Annotated in this window: 13 protein-coding genes; 7 read left to right on the forward strand and 6 right to left on the reverse strand. The window is 73.6% G+C overall.

Going from position 1 to position 15,697, the window contains the following annotated elements; genetic code table 11:
- Positions 1 to 4: 4 nt before the first annotated feature.
- From FEF34_RS32685 to fxsA, 3 genes are all read left to right on the forward strand, one after another.
- The gene (locus FEF34_RS32685; RefSeq protein WP_138056380.1) at positions 5 to 1,624 is read left to right on the forward strand and encodes an amidohydrolase; all 1,620 of its coding nucleotides are present in this window, start codon (positions 5 to 7) and stop codon (positions 1,622 to 1,624) included.
- Between the two features lie 509 nt (positions 1,625 to 2,133).
- Entirely contained in the window at positions 2,134 to 2,901 is a 768-nt protein-coding gene (locus FEF34_RS32690) for a polyprenol monophosphomannose synthase (RefSeq protein WP_138056381.1), read from the forward strand.
- Between the two features lie 201 nt (positions 2,902 to 3,102).
- Entirely contained in the window at positions 3,103 to 3,684 is a 582-nt protein-coding gene (gene fxsA, locus FEF34_RS32695) for an FxsA family membrane protein (protein WP_138056382.1), read from the forward strand.
- A 230-nt stretch (positions 3,685 to 3,914) separates the two neighbouring features.
- Here the strand turns inward: fxsA and FEF34_RS32700 are convergent, their stop codons facing one another.
- The 4 genes from FEF34_RS32700 to yczE form a co-directional block, all read right to left on the reverse strand.
- Positions 3,915 to 4,289 carry an RNA polymerase-binding protein RbpA gene (locus tag FEF34_RS32700; RefSeq protein ID WP_003959706.1) on the reverse strand — a complete coding sequence of 125 codons (375 nt, stop codon included), beginning with the start codon at positions 4,287 to 4,289 and terminating at the stop codon, positions 3,915 to 3,917.
- 268 nt (positions 4,290 to 4,557) lie between these two features.
- On the reverse strand, positions 4,558 to 5,922 hold the full coding sequence (locus FEF34_RS32705; RefSeq protein WP_138056383.1) for an MFS transporter: 1,365 nt from the start codon (positions 5,920 to 5,922) through the stop codon (positions 4,558 to 4,560).
- Between the two features lie 44 nt (positions 5,923 to 5,966).
- Positions 5,967 to 6,740 carry a glycerophosphodiester phosphodiesterase gene (locus tag FEF34_RS32710; protein WP_138056384.1) on the reverse strand — a complete coding sequence of 258 codons (774 nt, stop codon included), beginning with the start codon at positions 6,738 to 6,740 and terminating at the stop codon, positions 5,967 to 5,969.
- Entirely contained in the window at positions 6,737 to 7,441 is a 705-nt protein-coding gene (gene yczE / locus FEF34_RS32715; RefSeq protein WP_138056385.1) for a membrane protein YczE, read from the reverse strand. The genes FEF34_RS32710 and yczE overlap by 4 nt, the downstream gene beginning before the upstream one ends.
- Positions 7,442 to 7,505: 64 nt before the next feature.
- Here yczE and FEF34_RS32720 point away from each other — a divergent pair, with 64 nt between their 5' ends.
- Positions 7,506 to 9,005, forward strand: coding sequence for an SCO1417 family PLP biosynthesis transcription factor (locus FEF34_RS32720; protein WP_138056386.1), 1,500 nt, complete (start codon positions 7,506 to 7,508; stop codon positions 9,003 to 9,005).
- Positions 9,006 to 9,206: 201 nt separating this feature from the next.
- Here FEF34_RS32720 and FEF34_RS32725 read toward each other — a convergent pair whose 3' ends face one another.
- Together FEF34_RS32725 and FEF34_RS32730 are read right to left on the reverse strand one after the other, a co-directional pair.
- Complete coding sequence (locus FEF34_RS32725) at positions 9,207 to 10,913, reverse strand: hypothetical protein (RefSeq protein WP_138056387.1); 1,707 nt, start codon at positions 10,911 to 10,913, stop codon at positions 9,207 to 9,209.
- A gap of 47 nt (positions 10,914 to 10,960) precedes the next feature.
- A complete protein-coding gene (locus FEF34_RS32730) occupies positions 10,961 to 11,155 on the reverse strand; it encodes a hypothetical protein (RefSeq protein ID WP_017949565.1) in 195 nt (64 codons plus the stop codon).
- A 358-nt stretch (positions 11,156 to 11,513) separates the two neighbouring features.
- Between FEF34_RS32730 and FEF34_RS32735 the strand changes: the two genes are divergently transcribed.
- The 3 genes from FEF34_RS32735 to FEF34_RS32745 all read left to right on the forward strand — a co-directional run bounded on the left by FEF34_RS32735 (position 11,514) and on the right by FEF34_RS32745 (position 15,680).
- Positions 11,514 to 11,906, forward strand: coding sequence for an ankyrin repeat domain-containing protein (locus tag FEF34_RS32735; RefSeq protein WP_138056388.1), 393 nt, complete (start codon positions 11,514 to 11,516; stop codon positions 11,904 to 11,906).
- Positions 11,907 to 12,125: 219 nt separating this feature from the next.
- Entirely contained in the window at positions 12,126 to 13,544 is a 1,419-nt protein-coding gene (locus FEF34_RS32740) for a HEAT repeat domain-containing protein (RefSeq protein ID WP_138056389.1), read from the forward strand.
- 1,020 nt (positions 13,545 to 14,564) lie between these two features.
- Positions 14,565 to 15,680, forward strand: a complete 1,116-nt coding sequence (locus FEF34_RS32745; RefSeq protein ID WP_138056390.1) for a glycosyltransferase family 4 protein — start codon at positions 14,565 to 14,567, stop codon at positions 15,678 to 15,680.
- The last annotated feature ends 17 nt before the right edge of the window (positions 15,681 to 15,697 follow it).

The following is a 15,697-nucleotide window of genomic DNA, read 5'->3' on the forward strand; positions in this document are numbered from 1 at the left end:
TCCCATGAGTGAGAGCGCGACCCCGGCCGAACACCGCACCGTGCTGCTGCGCGGTGGAGAAGTCCACAGCCCCGCCGACCCCTTCGCCACCGCGATGGTCGTCGAACGGGGCCACGTCGCCTGGGTGGGCTCCGAAGGGGCCGCGGACGCCTTCGCTTCGGGGGTGGACGAGGTGATCGACCTCGAGGGCGCCCTCGTCACCCCGGCCTTCGTGGACGCGCACGTGCACACGACGGCGACGGGTCTGGCGCTCACCGGGCTCGACCTCTCCTCCGCCGCCTCGCTCGCCGAGGCGGCGGAACGCATCCGGTCGTACGCCGGGGCCAGGCCCGCCGACCGCGTCCTCATCGGACACGGCTGGGACGCCTCGTGCTGGCCCGAGCGGCGGCCGCTCAGCCGTGAGGAGCTGGACGGGCTCACGGGAGGCCGCCCCCTCTACCTCACCCGGATCGACGTCCACTCGGCGCTGGTCACCACCGCGATGCTCGACCTGGTGCCCGCGGCCCGGGGCATGGAAGGGTTCCGCGACGGCGAGCCGCTCACCGGCGAGGCGCACCATGCCGTCCGGGCGGCCGCGTACGCCTCGGTCTCGCCCGGGCAGCGGGCCGAGGCCCAGCGCGCTGCGCTGCGGCACGCCGTCTCCCTCGGCATCGGCACCGTCCACGAGTGCGGCGGGCCCGACATCTCCTCCGAGGACGACTTCACCGGGCTGCTCAAGGCGGCGGCCGAGCCGGGACCGCGCGTCGTGGGCTACTGGGCCGAGACGGACGTGGAGCGGGCCCGTGCCCTCGGGGCCGCCGGAGCGGCCGGAGATCTCTTCGCCGACGGTTCGCTCGGCTCGCACACCGCCTGCCTGCACGAGCCCTACGCCGACGCCCCGCACGCCGGCGCCGCCCACCTCGACGCGGCCGCCGTCGCCGCGCATGTCACCGAGTGCACCGAGGCCGGGCTCCAGGCCGGCTTCCACGCCATCGGCGACCACGCGATCAGCAACGTCGTGGCGGGAGTGAGGGCCGCCGCGGACGCCGTCGGTCTCGCCCGGATCCGGGCCGCCCGCCATCGGGTCGAACACGCCGAGATGCTCACCCCCGAAACGGTCGCCGCGTTCGCCGAGCTCGGTCTGACCGCCTCGGTGCAGCCCGCGTTCGACGCGGCCTGGGGCGGCGACACCGGCATGTATGCGCAGCGCCTGGGCGTCGAGCGGGCCCGCACCCTCAACCCGTACGCCGCCCTGCTGCGCGCCGGGGTCCCGCTGGCCTTCGGCTCGGACAGCCCGGTCACCCCCCTCGACCCGTGGGGCACCGTCCGGGCCGCGGCCTTCCACCGCACTCCCGAGCACCGGGTGTCCGTACGTGCCGCCTTCACCGCCCACACCCGCGGCGGCTGGCGTGCCGTCGGACGCGACGACGCGGGCACGCTGGTGCCCGGGGCCCCTGCGGACTACGCGGTCTGGCGCACCGGTGAGCTCGTCGTCCAGGCGCCCGACGACCGGGTCGCCCGCTGGTCCACCGACCCCCGTTCCGGTACGCCCGGCCTGCCCGATCTCACCCCCGGAAACACGCTCCCGGAGTGCCTGCGGACCGTGGTCTCCGGACAAACGGTCTACGTGCGGCCGGGCGAGTGACATCGGGACGAATCCTCCCGGCGCCCGCCGCCGTGCGGGTTCCTCCACGACCTGCGGATCTTCGCCGCTGACCAGCCCAATCGGTCAATAGCCGCAGATCGCACGACTGTTGACAGGGTGCGCCCGTCGGCCGGTAGGTTCGGCGGGTCCACCACAGGACGTCCGACCGGACGGCATCCACGCAGTCGTCGAACGCCGCTGGGTCAGGGGGTGGAGCGCCGCACCGGCGCTCCACCACTGGGAGCCAGGTCCAGCGCCCGCGCCTCGGGGCGAGGTAAGGCCGCGGCCGGTGGGGGTCCCCCCTGCTCCTACGGTGCTCGGGGGAAGGTGCGACCAGGGTGGGGCCCGGCGTTCAGTAGACAACGGCTCTCGGGCGACCCGCAGCCAGCGGTTCCCAGGCCGGCCCGAAGGACGCCGGGCCCCACCCTCCGCCCCCGCACCGTGCCGTCGTCGCCCCGTCGGCGGTGCTCGCTATGGTGGGTCCCTGCGTACGGACGTTAAGGGGCAGCATGAACGACGGCGGTCAGCGGCGGTACGGCCCGCTCGGCAGAGCCTTGGTGATCATTCCGACCTACAACGAGGCGGAGAACATCGAGCCGATCGTCTCCCGGGTGCGTGCCGCCGTGCCGGAGGCCGACATCCTGGTCGCCGACGACAACAGCCCCGACGGCACGGGAAAGATCGCCGACGAGCTCTCGGCCGAGGACGGCCAGATCCACGTCCTGCACCGCAAGGGCAAGGAGGGCCTCGGAGCCGCCTACCTCGCGGGCTTCCGCTGGGGTATCGACAACGGCTACGGCGTCCTGGTCGAGATGGACGCCGACGGATCCCACCAGCCGGAGGAACTGCCCAGGCTCCTCACCGCGCTCAAGGGTGCCGACCTCGTGCTCGGCTCCCGGTGGGTGCCCGGCGGGCGCGTCGTGAACTGGCCGAAGTCCCGGGAGTTCCTCTCGCGCGGCGGCAGCACCTACTCGCGACTGCTGCTCGGTGTGCCGATCCGCGATGTCACGGGCGGCTTCCGCGCCTTCCGGAAGGAGACCCTCGAAGGGCTGGGGCTGGACGACGTGGCCTCGCAGGGCTACTGCTTCCAGGTGGACCTCGCCCGGCGGGCCGTGGAGGCGGGCTTCCACGTCGTGGAGGTGCCGATCACCTTCGTCGAGCGCGAGCTGGGCGACTCCAAGATGAGCCGCGACATCGTCGTCGAGGCGCTGTGGCGGGTCACCGCCTGGGGCGTCGGCACCCGGGCCGGCAAGATCGTCGGCCGTAGGCCGTTCTGACGCGTTCCGTCCGCACGAGCTCGTGGGCTTCCGCCGGCCGCTCCCGCTCTCCGGCGCCGGGTCCCGGTCACCGGGCAGGGGCGCCGGGGCGGTCGGCCCGACCGCCCCGGGTTCCGGCCGCGGCACGGCGCTCCCACTCCGCCGGCCGGATTGCCGACCGGTCTTACGTCACTCCTGCCGCGGCCCAGGCACACTGGGAGCATGACGACCGGCGCAACGACACCGACCGCCCCCAAGCGCTCACGCGCCCGCACCTTCGTTCCCCTCGGCATCGCCGCCTGGCTCGTGCTGGAGATCTGGCTGCTGACCCTCGTGGCCGGTGCCGCGGGCGGGCTCACCGTCTTCGCGCTGCTCGTGGCCGGAGGTGTGCTCGGTGCCGTGGTGATCAAACGGGCCGGCCGTCGTGCCTTCCGCAATCTGTCGGACACCATCCAGCGGCAGCAGTCGGGCACGGCGAGCACGGCAGACGCCGAGGACGCACGGAGCACCGGGAACGGCTTGCTGATGCTCGGCGGACTGCTCCTCATGCTGCCCGGCCTGGTCTCGGACGCGGCCGGTCTCCTGCTGCTCGTTCCGACCTTCCGCACGGCCCTCGGGCGGAGGGCGGAGCTGTCGCTGGAGCGCCGGATGAGGCAGGCGAGCCCCGGTTCTCTCGGCGACGCCTTCCAGCAGGCCCGTATTCACCGCCCGGACGGAAAGATCGTGCAGGGAGAGGTCGTCCGCGAGGACGCGTCCACGGGACCCGGCCACGAGCCGGGACCGCGTCCGCCGCTGACGTCGTAGCGCGAGGGACGCCGCACGGCCTGCGGGCCGCCAGGGCCGCGCCTCGGCACCGAAGGTGACGCGGTCTCGTGCCGGACCGGCGCCACGGTGCCGCACGGAGCGGCCCGGGTACGTTCCCGAGCCGTGTCCCGGCGTACGAGAGCGCATACGAAGGAGCCGCGGGCTGCGGCACACGTTGTGTGTGCGGCAGCCCGCGGCTCCTGCGCTCTGTGCGAGTCGGTGGTGCGTCCTTACGCGGACTTCCGGCTGTCGCGCGGGTGCACCGCGATGTTCATGGCCCCGGAGCGGAGGACGGCCAGCCGCTCGGCCAGCACCTCCTCGAGCTCCTCACGCGTGCGCCGCTCCATGAGCATGTCCCAGTGCGTACGCGCGGGCTTCCCCTTCTTCTCCTCGGGGCCGTCCCCGTCCACCAGGAGTGCCTGGGCGCCGCACGCCTTGCACTCCCACTCCGGCGGAATCTCCGCCTCGACCGAGAACGGCATCTCGAAACGATGTCCGTTCTGGCATGCGTACTCCACCGCCTGGCGCGGGGCCAGATCGATGCCGCGGTCGGTCTCGTAGCTGGTCACCACGAGGCGCGTGCCGCGAAGAGCTCGCTCACTCATGAATCGTGCCTCCCGGGCTTGTCGCCCACAGGACAGGTGTCGCTGTCGTCGTCATCCGGTCAACGTCCGGTCGGCGGTAAAGATTCCCGTTGCCGGTCATGCGTCGTCGCCCGTCGTGCCGCTGCTTTTCCAGGGTTTGGGTACCCACCAGTGCCCGGTTTGTCACATCTGGCAGAAAGTGTCACCCAGCGTTTGGAGCTTTTCAGCGCGCAGTAACGGTCCGCCTGGCAGGCCGAAGGCGTACACTACCGGCCCTTCGCTTCAACGTCTAAATCCGCTCCGGTACCGGGTTCCCCGCCGCGGCCACCGCGCGCCTCACCGGGACGCGCGCCAGGAGCACGAATCCCAGTGCGAAGAAGATCACCAGAGAGATGATGGCAGTCCGGTAGCTTCCCGTCAGCTGGAACGCCAGACCGAACACCAGCGGTCCCAGCCAGCTCAGCCCCCGGTCGCTCATCTCGTACGCGGAGAAGTACTCCGCCTCCTTGCCGCGCGGGACGAGGTGGGAGAACAGCGAGCGGGACAGCGCCTGGCTCCCGCCGAGCACCAGGCCGATCGCGGCGGCGAGTGCGTAGAACCACACCGGCGTCCGCGCGGGCAGGAAGTATCCGGCGGCGAGGATCAGCGTCCACACGGCGAGCGAGCCCAGGATCGTGCGCTTGGCTCCGTGGATGCGGGCCAGCCGGCCCATGCCCAGCGCGCCGGCCACCGCCAGCACCTGCACCAGCAGCACCGCCGTGATCAAGGTGGTCTGGTCGAGGCCCAGCTCCTCGGAGCCGTACACCGATGCCTGGGAGATCACCGTCTGCACCCCGTCGTTGTAGACGAGGTACGCCAGCAGGAAGGACAGCGTCAGCGGATGGCGGCGCATGTCCTTCAGGGTCGCGACCAGCTGGCGCCAGCCCGCCCCGACCGCGCCCTCCGCGAGGGCGGGCGTCCCGTCCGCGGTCCGCCGGTCCCGCAGCCGCCGCAGCGGCACCAGCGCGAAGGCGCCCCACCACACCCCTGCCGAGGCCAGGCAGATGCGGACCGCTTCCGACTCGGAGAGCCCGAAGGACTCGTGGCCGGTGTAGAGGACGAGATTCAGTACCAGGACCAGCGCCCCCGAGGTGTAGCCGAAGGCCCAGCCGCGTGAGGAGACCGTGTCCCGCTCCTCAGGCCCGGCGATCTGCGGCAGGTACGCGTTGTAGAGGACCATCGAGACCGACAGCGAGGCGTTGGCGACGATCAGCAGGAACGCGCCGAGGAGATAGCGGTCCCCGTCGAGGAAGAACATGGCCGCTGTCGCCGTCGCCCCCAGGTACGCGGCGACCGCCAGCAGCGGCTTCTTGCGGCCGGTGCGGTCGGCGACGGCACCCACCATCGGCATCACCAGCACCGCCAGCACCACCGAGACGGACACCGCGTAGGGGAACACGGAACCGGCGCGGACCGGGACGCCGAGCGGGTGCACGAAACCGTCGGCGTCCGCCGCCGACTTCGCCACCGCGGTGAGGTACGGACCGAGGAACACCGTCAGGACGCTCGTCGAGTAGACGGAACAGGCGAAGTCGTAGAAGTACCAGCCGCGCTGCTCGCGGCGGCGATCGGCGTCGTCGGTACCGGTGGTCCGGTCCGCGGTGTCAGCGGTCACGGCCCGCCCCCCTCACTCGTCCCCGTGGGGAGACGCCGCGACGCTCAGACCCAGAACCCCCGGGCGGACATCACCGTACGCAGCATCTCCAGATGATCGGTCATGATGCCATCCACTCCCAGGTCCAGGAGAGCGGCGGTACGGTCCGGATCGTTCACCGTCCACACGTGCACCTGGAGCCCGCGGGCGTGGGCCTCGCGGACGAAGCGGCGGTCCACCACACGCATCCCGCCCTGCGACTCCGGCACCTGTGCGCACACCGCGCCGGAGCGCATCACCGCCGGGATCCCGAGCGAGCGCAGCCGCAGGCCGAGCACCCCGCGCACGCCGTACGAGGTCGCCAGCGCCGGGCCGGCGAGCCGCGCCGCACGCGACACCCGGCCCTCCGAGAACGAGCCCACGCAGACCCGGTCCCAGGCGTTCGTCCGCCGCACGAGGGCGACCAGTGGCTCCAGCGCGCCCTCGGCCTTGATGTCCACGTTCCAGCGGGCCTCCGGGAACTCCTCCAGCAGGTCCTCGAAGAGCGGCAGGGGTTCCTTCCCGGCCACCCGTGCCCGTTCGACCTCGGCCCACGGAAGCCGGTCGATCCGGCCGCGGGCGTCGGTCACCCGGTCCAGCGTCGGGTCGTGGAACGCGACGAGCCTGCCGTCCGCGGTGGTGTGCACGTCCGTCTCGAAGTAGCGGTAGCCGAGCGCGGCGGCGCGCCGGAAGGCCGCCGCCGTGTTCTCCAGGCCGTCGGCAGTCCCGCCGCGGTGGGCGAACGGTATGGGGGCGGGGTGGTCGAGGTACGGGTGCCGGGGGCGCGGTGCGGAAGTCACGAACGCAGTATCGCTCGTCCGGGTGACGATCCGGCGACGACCGTGCTACCTCCACCGTTGGACGGGATGGCGAACACACGCAGGAACAGTTGCGCCAGCGGGCCGATGGACAGGGCGTAGAGGACCGTGCCCGCGCCCACCGTGCCGCCGAGGAGGTACCCGGTCCCCACGACCGCGACCTCGATCGCCGTCCGGACCAGCCGGATCGAACGTCCCGTCAGCCGGTGCAGCCCGGTCATCAGCCCGTCGCGCGGACCGGGGTCGAAGCGGGCGGAGATGTAGAGGCCGGTGGCGGCGCCGTTGAGGACGATCCCGGCCGCCATCACCGCGATCTGCACGGCCTGGCCGTGGACGTCCGGTACGACGGCGAGGGTGCCGTCCATGGCGATGCCGATGACGAAGACGTTGGAGACGGTTCCGAGTCCGGGCCTCTGGCGGATCGGTATCCACAGCAGCAGGACGACAGCGCCGACGATGATCGAGACGACGCCGATGGTGAGCCCCGTCCGCTCGGCCAGGCCCTGGTGCAGCACACCCCAGGGTTCGAGGCCGAGACCCCCGCGGATCAGGAGCGCGGAGCTCGCGCCGTAGAGCGCCAGGCCGAAGTAGAGCTGCATCAGTCTGCGGGGCAGATGCCTGCCCCGCAGACCGGATGTGATGGACAACGTTCTGCCCCCGGTGGTGGAAGTGGACTGATGCATGACACTCTGTGGCGGGGATGCGGAGGTCAACCATGGCCAATCCGAGGAAGGTGGACTGACTGCGATGGCTCAGTGGACTTCGGCCGTGGGGGCGCCCGCGCTGGCCCGGCAACTGCAGGCACAGCAGCCGCGCCCGGCGGGCCCGGGCACCCGCAGACCGCCCGCGTACCGTGCCCTCGCGGACGGCATCCGGCTGCTCGTCCTGGAGGGCCGGGTCCCCGTCGCCGCCCGGCTGCCCGCCGAGCGTGAACTCGCACTGGCCCTGGCCGTCAGCCGTACCACCGTGGCGGCCGCCTACGAGGCCCTGCGGAACGAGGGCTTCCTGGAGTCCCGCAGGGGGGCCGGCAGCTGGACGGCCGTACCCGCCGGCAACCCGCTGCCTGCGCGGGGGCTCGAACCGCTGCCCCCGGAGTCCCTCGGCTCGATGATCGACCTCGGCTGCGCGGCGCTGCCCGCCCCCGAGCCCTGGCTGACCCGGAGCATCCAGGGCGCGCTGGAGGAACTGCCGCCGTACGCGCACACCCACGGCGACTACCCCGCCGGTCTGCCCGCGCTGCGCCGGACGCTCGCCGACCGGTACACCGAGCGCGGCATCCCGACCATGCCCGAACAGATCATGGTGACCACCGGCGCCATGGGCGCGATCGACGCGATCTGCCACCTCTTCGCGGGACGGGGCGAGCGGATCGCCGTCGAGTCGCCGTCGTACGCCAACATCCTCCAGCTGATGCGCGAGGCGGGCGCCCGGTTGGTGCCGGTCGCGATGGCCGAGGGGCTCAAGGGGTGGGACCTGCCCCGCTGGCGGCAGGTCCTGCGCGACGCCGCACCCCGGCTCGCCTACGTCGTCGCCGACTTCCACAACCCCACCGGGGCCCTCGCGGACGAGGACCAGCGGCGGCAGCTCGTCGACGCCGCCCGGTCCGCCGGCACGGTGCTCGTCGTCGACGAGACGATGGCCGAACTCCGCCTCGACGACGAAACCGCGATGCCCCGGCCCGTCTGCGCCTTCGACCCGGCGGGCTCGACCGTCCTGACGGTCGGCTCGGCGAGCAAGGCCTTCTGGGCGGGTATGCGGATCGGCTGGGTACGGGCCGCCCCGGACGTGATCCGCTCCCTGGTCGCCGCGCGTGCCTACGCCGACCTGGGCACCCCGGTCCTGGAGCAGCTCGGAGTCAACTGGCTGATGGGCACCGGCGGCTGGAACGAGGCGGTGGCCCTGCGCCGTGAGCAGGCCCGCCGGAACCGGGACGAGATGGTGACGGCGCTCCACCGGGAACTGCCGGACTGGGAGTTCGAGGTTCCGCACGGCGGACTGACGCTGTGGGTACGCGCGGGCGGTCTGTCCGGATCCCGTCTGGCGGAGGTCGGCGAACGGGTGGGCGTGCGGGTCCCCTCCGGGCCGCGGTTCGGTGTGGACGGTGCGTTCGAGGGGTACGTCCGGCTGCCGTTCACCGTCGGCGGACCCGTCGCCGAGGAGGCCGCGGCCCGGCTGGCGGCGGCGGCCCGGCTGGTGCGGACGGGCGTGACCACGGGCACGGAGGCGCCGAGGACGTTCGTGGCGTAGGGGTGCTCGCTGCGTCCGGGCGGCCGCGGTGCGGCAGGTGGGCCCGACGGCCCGGGACCCGCGCGGCGGCGTGACGGCGTCGGCCCGGGAGCGGCCTCCTCGGCGACGGCGGGTCGGCCGGGTGCGAGGGGTGCGCCCGGCCGCGGCGTGGGCCGATGGGCCGGGGCGAACGGGTGGGCCCGGTCCGGCCGCCGCGTTCCTTCAGCCCTCCGCGGGTACCGGCGCCGAGGAGGCTCGTACGGGCGCGCTCGCCACCGGTTCCGGGACGGGCCCGGTGTGCGGTTCCCCTGCCGGACCGGCCGGGAGCTCCTCGTGCGGCCCGGCGGGTGTCCCGCCGGCACCTGCCGGCTCGGTCTCCCGCTCCGTGCCCCGCCCGTCCCCGGGCGTTTCCGCCGCCCCGGTGGCCTGCCTCTCCGGGAGCAGACGCAGCACAGCCTGCCGGTGCTCCTCGCTCGCCACCTCGTCGAACGGGTCGGGCGTCGCGGGCACCTGGAGCCTGAGCACCGCTCCCGTTCCCATCCGGGCGTAACCCCGGCCGGGCGGCACGTCGGAGGTGGGGGTCGTGTGCGGGGGAGCGCCGAGCACGCTCTTCACCTGCTCCGGCGTGGCCGGGCCGAGCACGAGCCGGGCACGTGTGTGCGTGCGTACCGTCTCGTTCAGGAACTCGAGGCTGTCGAACTGGTCGGCGACCACCACGGTCACGTGCGCGGCCCGGCCGTGCCTGAGGGGGACCTGCAGGAGCTGCTGAGGGTCGGGTCTGCCGTCCGCTGCCGCCAGATGACTGAAGACACTGGGCCTGTCCACCAGGATGCACAGCGGGCGCCGGGCGTCCTCGGGAGCGGGGTGACCCGCCTGCCGTGCCCGGTTGGCGGCGATGAGCCGGCGCTCCGTCTCATGGGCCGCCCACTCCAGACCGGCCAGCGCCCCGGCCAGCCCGCATTCGACGGCGAGCACGCCGTCGCGGCCGGTCAGACAGGCGTACTCGCCGGTGCCGCTGCCCTCGACGACGAGGACGTCCCCGTGCGGCAGCGCCTGCAGGGCGAGGGAGCGCAGCAGGGAGGTCGTGCCGCTGCCGGGGTGGCCGACGGCCAGCAGATGCGGTTCGGTCGAGCGCGGTCCGGTGCGCCACACCACGGGCGGCGCGTCCCTCGTCGCGTCGCCGTCGAGGACGGGCACGGTCCGCTGGACGGCGTCCGGGTCGGTGAAGCCGAGGACCAGTTCGCCGGGAGCGGTCACGAAGCGCTGGGCGGCGATGGTGGTCGGGAGCGGGGGCAGGACGCTCATCAGCAGCCGGTTGGCCTCCTCGTCCCAGGTGAACAGGTACTCGCGGCCGCGGCCCGACTTGGCGTGGAGCAACTGCTCGATCCGGGCGCGGGCCTCGGGCTCGCCGTCGGGGAAGTACGCCGGGTACGCCACCCGCAGCCGGGTGAGCCGGCCGTCCCCGTCGAACTCGTGGTCGCTGAACGCCTTCGCCCACTCCCCGCCGTGGGCGAACAGCGGACTCGGATCCTCCGGGACGGAGAAGTACGGCACGAGCGCGTCGTGGAGCGCCTGGAGCCGCGCGACCTGGGACTCGTCGGGGCCGGTGCGCACCGGCGTGCGCACCCGCCCCTTCCAGGCCGCCACACCCATCAGGCCGATCAGCCCGAGCAGCGGTCCGTACGGGAGGAGGGCGACGGCCAGGACGCAGACCGCCGCCAGGAACAGCGCGGGGCCACGCCGATCCTTGGGCGTGTCGGCCCACCTGCGCAGTCCGGCGGCGGCCAGCAGTCGTAGCCCGCGGCTGATCGTGATGAGCGGATGGAGGACGTCGGTGGCGTTGTCGGCGGCCGTCCGCGCCAGCTCACGGCTGCGAGCGATCCGGTCGTTGGCGCTGATCGGAATGCGGGGGAGTGGTCGCCGGGCCACGTGGTTCTCCTGCTCCTCAGAAGTGTGGGAGGGGTGGTGCGGGGACGTCAGAACTTGATCCCGCCCAGGAGGCTGGCCAGGCTCGCGCCTCCTGCGGTGATGCTCGGGGCGATGGCCGTGCCCGCGAGGTAGAAGCCGAAGAGTGCGCAGACCAGCGCGTGCGACGCCTTCAGCCCGTCCTTCTTGAAGAACAGGAAGACGATGATGCCCAGCAGCACGACGCCTGAGATGGACAGAATCATGAGCGGTTCTCCTGGTTGAGGGGACAGTCACCATGAGTCCTTCCATCCTCACAGAAGGTATCTATACGACAAAAGGTGCATTCGGGTGAAAGTTCGCTACTTTCACTGGATCGGCGGATGACGGATCGTTGCCGAACGGGTGTTGATCTTCGCGGAGCCACTTCGGGTGATCTTCGCCGTGTGTCGCGGGGTCTTCCTCTCGGGTACTCGGAGTGATGCCCTCCGTGGGGGCGAAGTACCCTGTCGGTTCGCTCGTGCGGCGCCGCCCCGCCCTACGAAGCGGCAGGTCAAGCCCCTATCGGGGGTCCGGGACGCACCGGGCGCCCCGTCGTCAGCGCAGTGAAAGGCGGTCCTTCGGATGAGTGAAGCCCCGGATCCCGAGGTGGTCGAGCTGGCCTCCAGGATCTTCGACCTGGCACGCCAGGGAGACGCCGAGGCACTCGCCGCCTACGTGGACGCAGGCGTCCCGGCGAACCTCACCAACGACAAGGGCGACTCGCTCGTCATGCTCGCCGCCTACCACGGCCACGCCGGTGCGGTGACCGTGCTCCTGGCACGAGGTGCCGACGCGGACCGCGCCAACGACCGCGGCCAGACGCCTCTCGCGGGCGCCGTCTTCAAGGGCGAGGACGAGGTGATCCGCGCCTTGCTGGCCGGCGGCGCCGACCCGGAGGCGGGAACTCCGTCCGCGGTGGATACTGCGCGGATGTTTGGGAAGACAGACCTCCTGAAACTGTTCGGCGCCCGGTGAACGGGAGTTGAACGCCAAGCGGAACAGCCGCCCTAAATGTGGTCGCGGCGACGAAATGGCTGGGTCATCATGACGTCGGGCCCGCAGGGGGCCACCGACGAGAGGCAGAGGAAGATGGTTTGCACCAAGCGGAAGACGACGGGCAGCCGATCATGTTGCCGCGCGGCCTAGGCGAACACACCCCCGGTCGCGTCGACAGCTTGATGTGAGGCACTTTCCATGTTCGAACCAGTCATAGCGCCGAGCGGCACCTTGCTCGGCCTGCTGCAGAGGGGCCGCGGCGACGGCACGCTGCACGCGCTCGCCGCGCCGCGCGCCGAAGCCCTCGAGGCCCTCAACCACTGCGTGCTCCACGACCCCCGCCACGACTGGCAGGTGGAGAACCGCTCCCTCTACTACGCCCGCCTCCACCTGGACCTGGGCGGCGGTCTCGACGAGATCGAGGCCCACCTCTTCGCTGCCGAGGACCACCTCGACACCGACGACTCCCGGACCGGGCTCGCGCTCTCCGTGCTGGGTCACCTGGCCTCCTACGGACGCGACGACGCGCTGGTGCTGCTGCGCAGGTACGCGGCGACCGGTGCCAACTGGGCCTGGGCCCTCGACGAGCTCGCCCTTCGCGACGACGACTCCGGGCTCCGCTCACTCGCGGGAGCCGTGCTCGGCCGTTTCCCGGCCACCCCGGAGGGCGACGCCGAGCTGGCCGCCGCCATGCGCGACGCCTTCGAGCCGAGGCCGTGGCGGCTCTGGGCCGAGGACCGCCGGGAGGCGGTCGGCGCCCGGGTGCGCGCCGCCCGGGAACGCGGGTCCTTCGACCGCTGGCAGCGCCAGATGCGGCCCACGGGGCCACGCCCCGGCTGGAGCGTCGAGTCGGTCCTCGACTGGGCCCAGCAGGGCCTGGAGCGCGGCGGCGCCCTGCATGTGCCCGCGGCGCGCTGCCTCGGCGCCGTCGCCGGCCCCGAGGACCGGCCGCTGATCGCCGAGGCCGCGCGCGGCGGGCCCGACGGTGCACGCTGCGCCGCCCTGCACTACCTGGCGGAGGCGCGAGATCCCGCCGTCCTCGATCTCATCGAGGCCGCGGTCGCCGACCCTTCCCGTACCGTCGCCGACGCCGCCGTCGCCGCGTTCGAGCGGATGTGCGGCGAAGCCGCCGTCGACCGGGCGCGTGGCTGGATCCACCGCCCCGACGCGCTCGGCGCCTCTGCCGCGGGCGTCCTCGCCTGTCGTGGCGGCGCCCAGGACAGCGAGCTCGTGCTCGGCGCGCTCCGCGAGACCGTCCGCGCCGATGGACCCGACGCCCCTCCGCTGTGGGCCCTCGTCGACGGCACCGGCCGGCTGGGCATCGGTTGCGCCGCACCCGTGCTGCGCCACGTCTACCGCGAGACCGCCTCCTCCCAGTTGCGCGGCCGCACGGCCCGTGCCCTGGCCGCCACCGACCCCTCCTTCGCGACCGGCTTCGCCGTCGAGTGCCTGTGGGACTGCGAGGAAACCACGAGGGAGGTCGCCGCACTGCACGCCGAGACCGGTGACGCACGCGTCGCCGAGCGTCTCCGCCGGCTCGCCGCCGATCCGGCGGAGGAGGCCGAGGTGCAGACGGCCGTCCGCAGCCGTATCGCGCGGGAGGCTCCTCCGCGCTGACCTGACGCGTCGGGGTGCCCGCTGTCCGGCGCACCGCGGACGCGTGGAGCGGGGCACCGACGAACCGGTCCGGTCCGGTCCGGGGCGCCAATCGTGCGGTGCGATGACGGGCAGCGGGCGAGCCCGGCGAGGGCAGGGCCGGGCCGGGCGGTCGAAACAGATTGGGGTGCCCGCGAGTCGTGGGCACCCGCGGACGCGTGGAGCGGAGCACCGGCGAACCGGTCCGGTCCGGTCCGGTCCGGGGCGCCATCGTGCGGTGCGGTGACGGGCAGCGGGCGAGTCCGGCGAGGGCAGGGCCGGGCCGGGCCGGGCGGTCGAAACAGATTGGGGTGCCCGCGAGTCGTGGGCACCCGCGGACGCGTGGAGCGGGGCACCGACGAACCGGTCCGGGGGCGGGGCCGCCATCGTGCGGTGCGGTGACGGGCAGCGGGCGAGCCCGGCGAGGGTAGGGCCGGGCCGGGCGGGCGGTCGAAACGGGCTGGGGTGCCGGCGAGTCGTGGGCACCCGCGGACGCGTGGAGCGGGGCACCGGCGAACCGGTCCGGGGGCGGGGCCGCCATCGTGCGGTGCGGTGACGGGCAGCGGGCGAGCCCGGCGAGGGTAGGGCCGGGCCGGGCGGGCGGTCGAAACGGGCTGGGGTGCCGGCGAGTCGTGGGCACCCGCGGACGCGTGGAGCGGAGCACCGGCGAACCGGTCCGGGGGCGGGGCCGCCACTCTGCGGCCCGGCCCGGCCCGGCCCGGCGGTCGACGGGCCGGGGTGGCGGAACGGCCCCGCCGGCGGCTCGGCGGGCGGTTCGGGCTCCCGGGTCCCTCGGCTCCTCGGCGACGCACGCCTCCCGCCGCCGCCGAGGAGGCGGACGGCCGAAAGCACAGCGGGGCCATGGCTGAAACGGGTATGCCGGGGCGACGCGGGGCAGGTCAGGTGGCCACACGCCGGGCGGAGGCAAACGCTCATGGGACGTTCGACGCGCGGAAAGATCCACGTTGGCCGCGCCACCCCCGGCGGGACGAGAACACGAGTATGCGTGTCGTCATCGTCACCGAATCCTTTCCACCCGACGTCAACGGTGTGGCGCACTGCGCCCTGCAGACCGCCCGGCACCTCGCCGCACGCGGCCACGACCCCCTCGTCATCGCCCCGGCCGCGGCCGGACCCGAAGCCGACGCCCCCTGCCCGGTCGTGCGTGTGCCGTCCCTGCCCCTGCCCGGCTACCCCCAGGTCAGGGTCGCGCTGCCCAGTCGGCGGCTGGCCGCGGCGCTCACCGCGCACCGGGCCGATGTCGTCCACCTCGCCAGCCCGTTCGTCCTCGGCGTGCGCGGCATGGACGTCGCCGCCAGGCTCGGGCTCCCCGCCATCGCCGTCTACCAGACCGACCTCGCCGGCTACGCCCGTACGTACATGGGCGCGGGGGAGAACACGGCCTGGCGGCGCATCCGCACCGTGCACACCGCCGCGGACCGGACCCTGGCACCGTCCAGGGCCGCCGTCCGGGATCTGGAGGAGCACGGCGTGCCGCGGGTCCGGCTGTGGCCGCGCGGGGTGGACGCGGCACGGTTCCGGTCCGAGCTGAGGGACGAGTCGCTGCGGCGGGGACTCGCCCCGCACGGCGAGACGATCGTCGGCTACGTCGGCCGGCTCGCGCCCGAGAAATGCGTCGAGCTGCTCTCCGGGGTCTGCGCGCTGCCGGGCGTGAAGGTCGTCGTCGTGGGCGACGGGCCCAGCGGCGCCACGCTGCGCAACTCCCTGCCGGGAGCCGTGTTCCTCGGCCGTCGCACGGGTGACGACCTGGCGAGGATCTTCGCCTCGCTCGACGTGTTCGCCCACACCGGCCCGTACGAGACGTTCTGCCAGACCGTGCAGGAGGCCATGGCCGGCGGCCTGCCGGTCGTCGCGCCCGCGGCCGGCGGCCCACTCGACCTCGTCGACCACGGCCGGACCGGCCTCCTCGTACCGCCGCACGACGCGGGTGGGGTGCGGGACGCGGTGGCGGCCCTCGTGGCCGACCCGGCGCGGAGGCAGGCGTACGGCCGCGCCGCCCGGGCCACCGTGGAGGGCCGGACCTGGGCCGCCGTCGGCGACCAGCTCCTGGGCCACTACGCCGAGGTGCTCCGCGAGCGCACGGCGGTGGCGGCATGAGCGGGGCCGGCGGCACG

Origin of the sequence: Streptomyces marianii (assembly GCF_005795905.1) — a bacterium.
GTDB lineage: Bacteria > Actinomycetota > Actinomycetes > Streptomycetales > Streptomycetaceae > Streptomyces > Streptomyces marianii.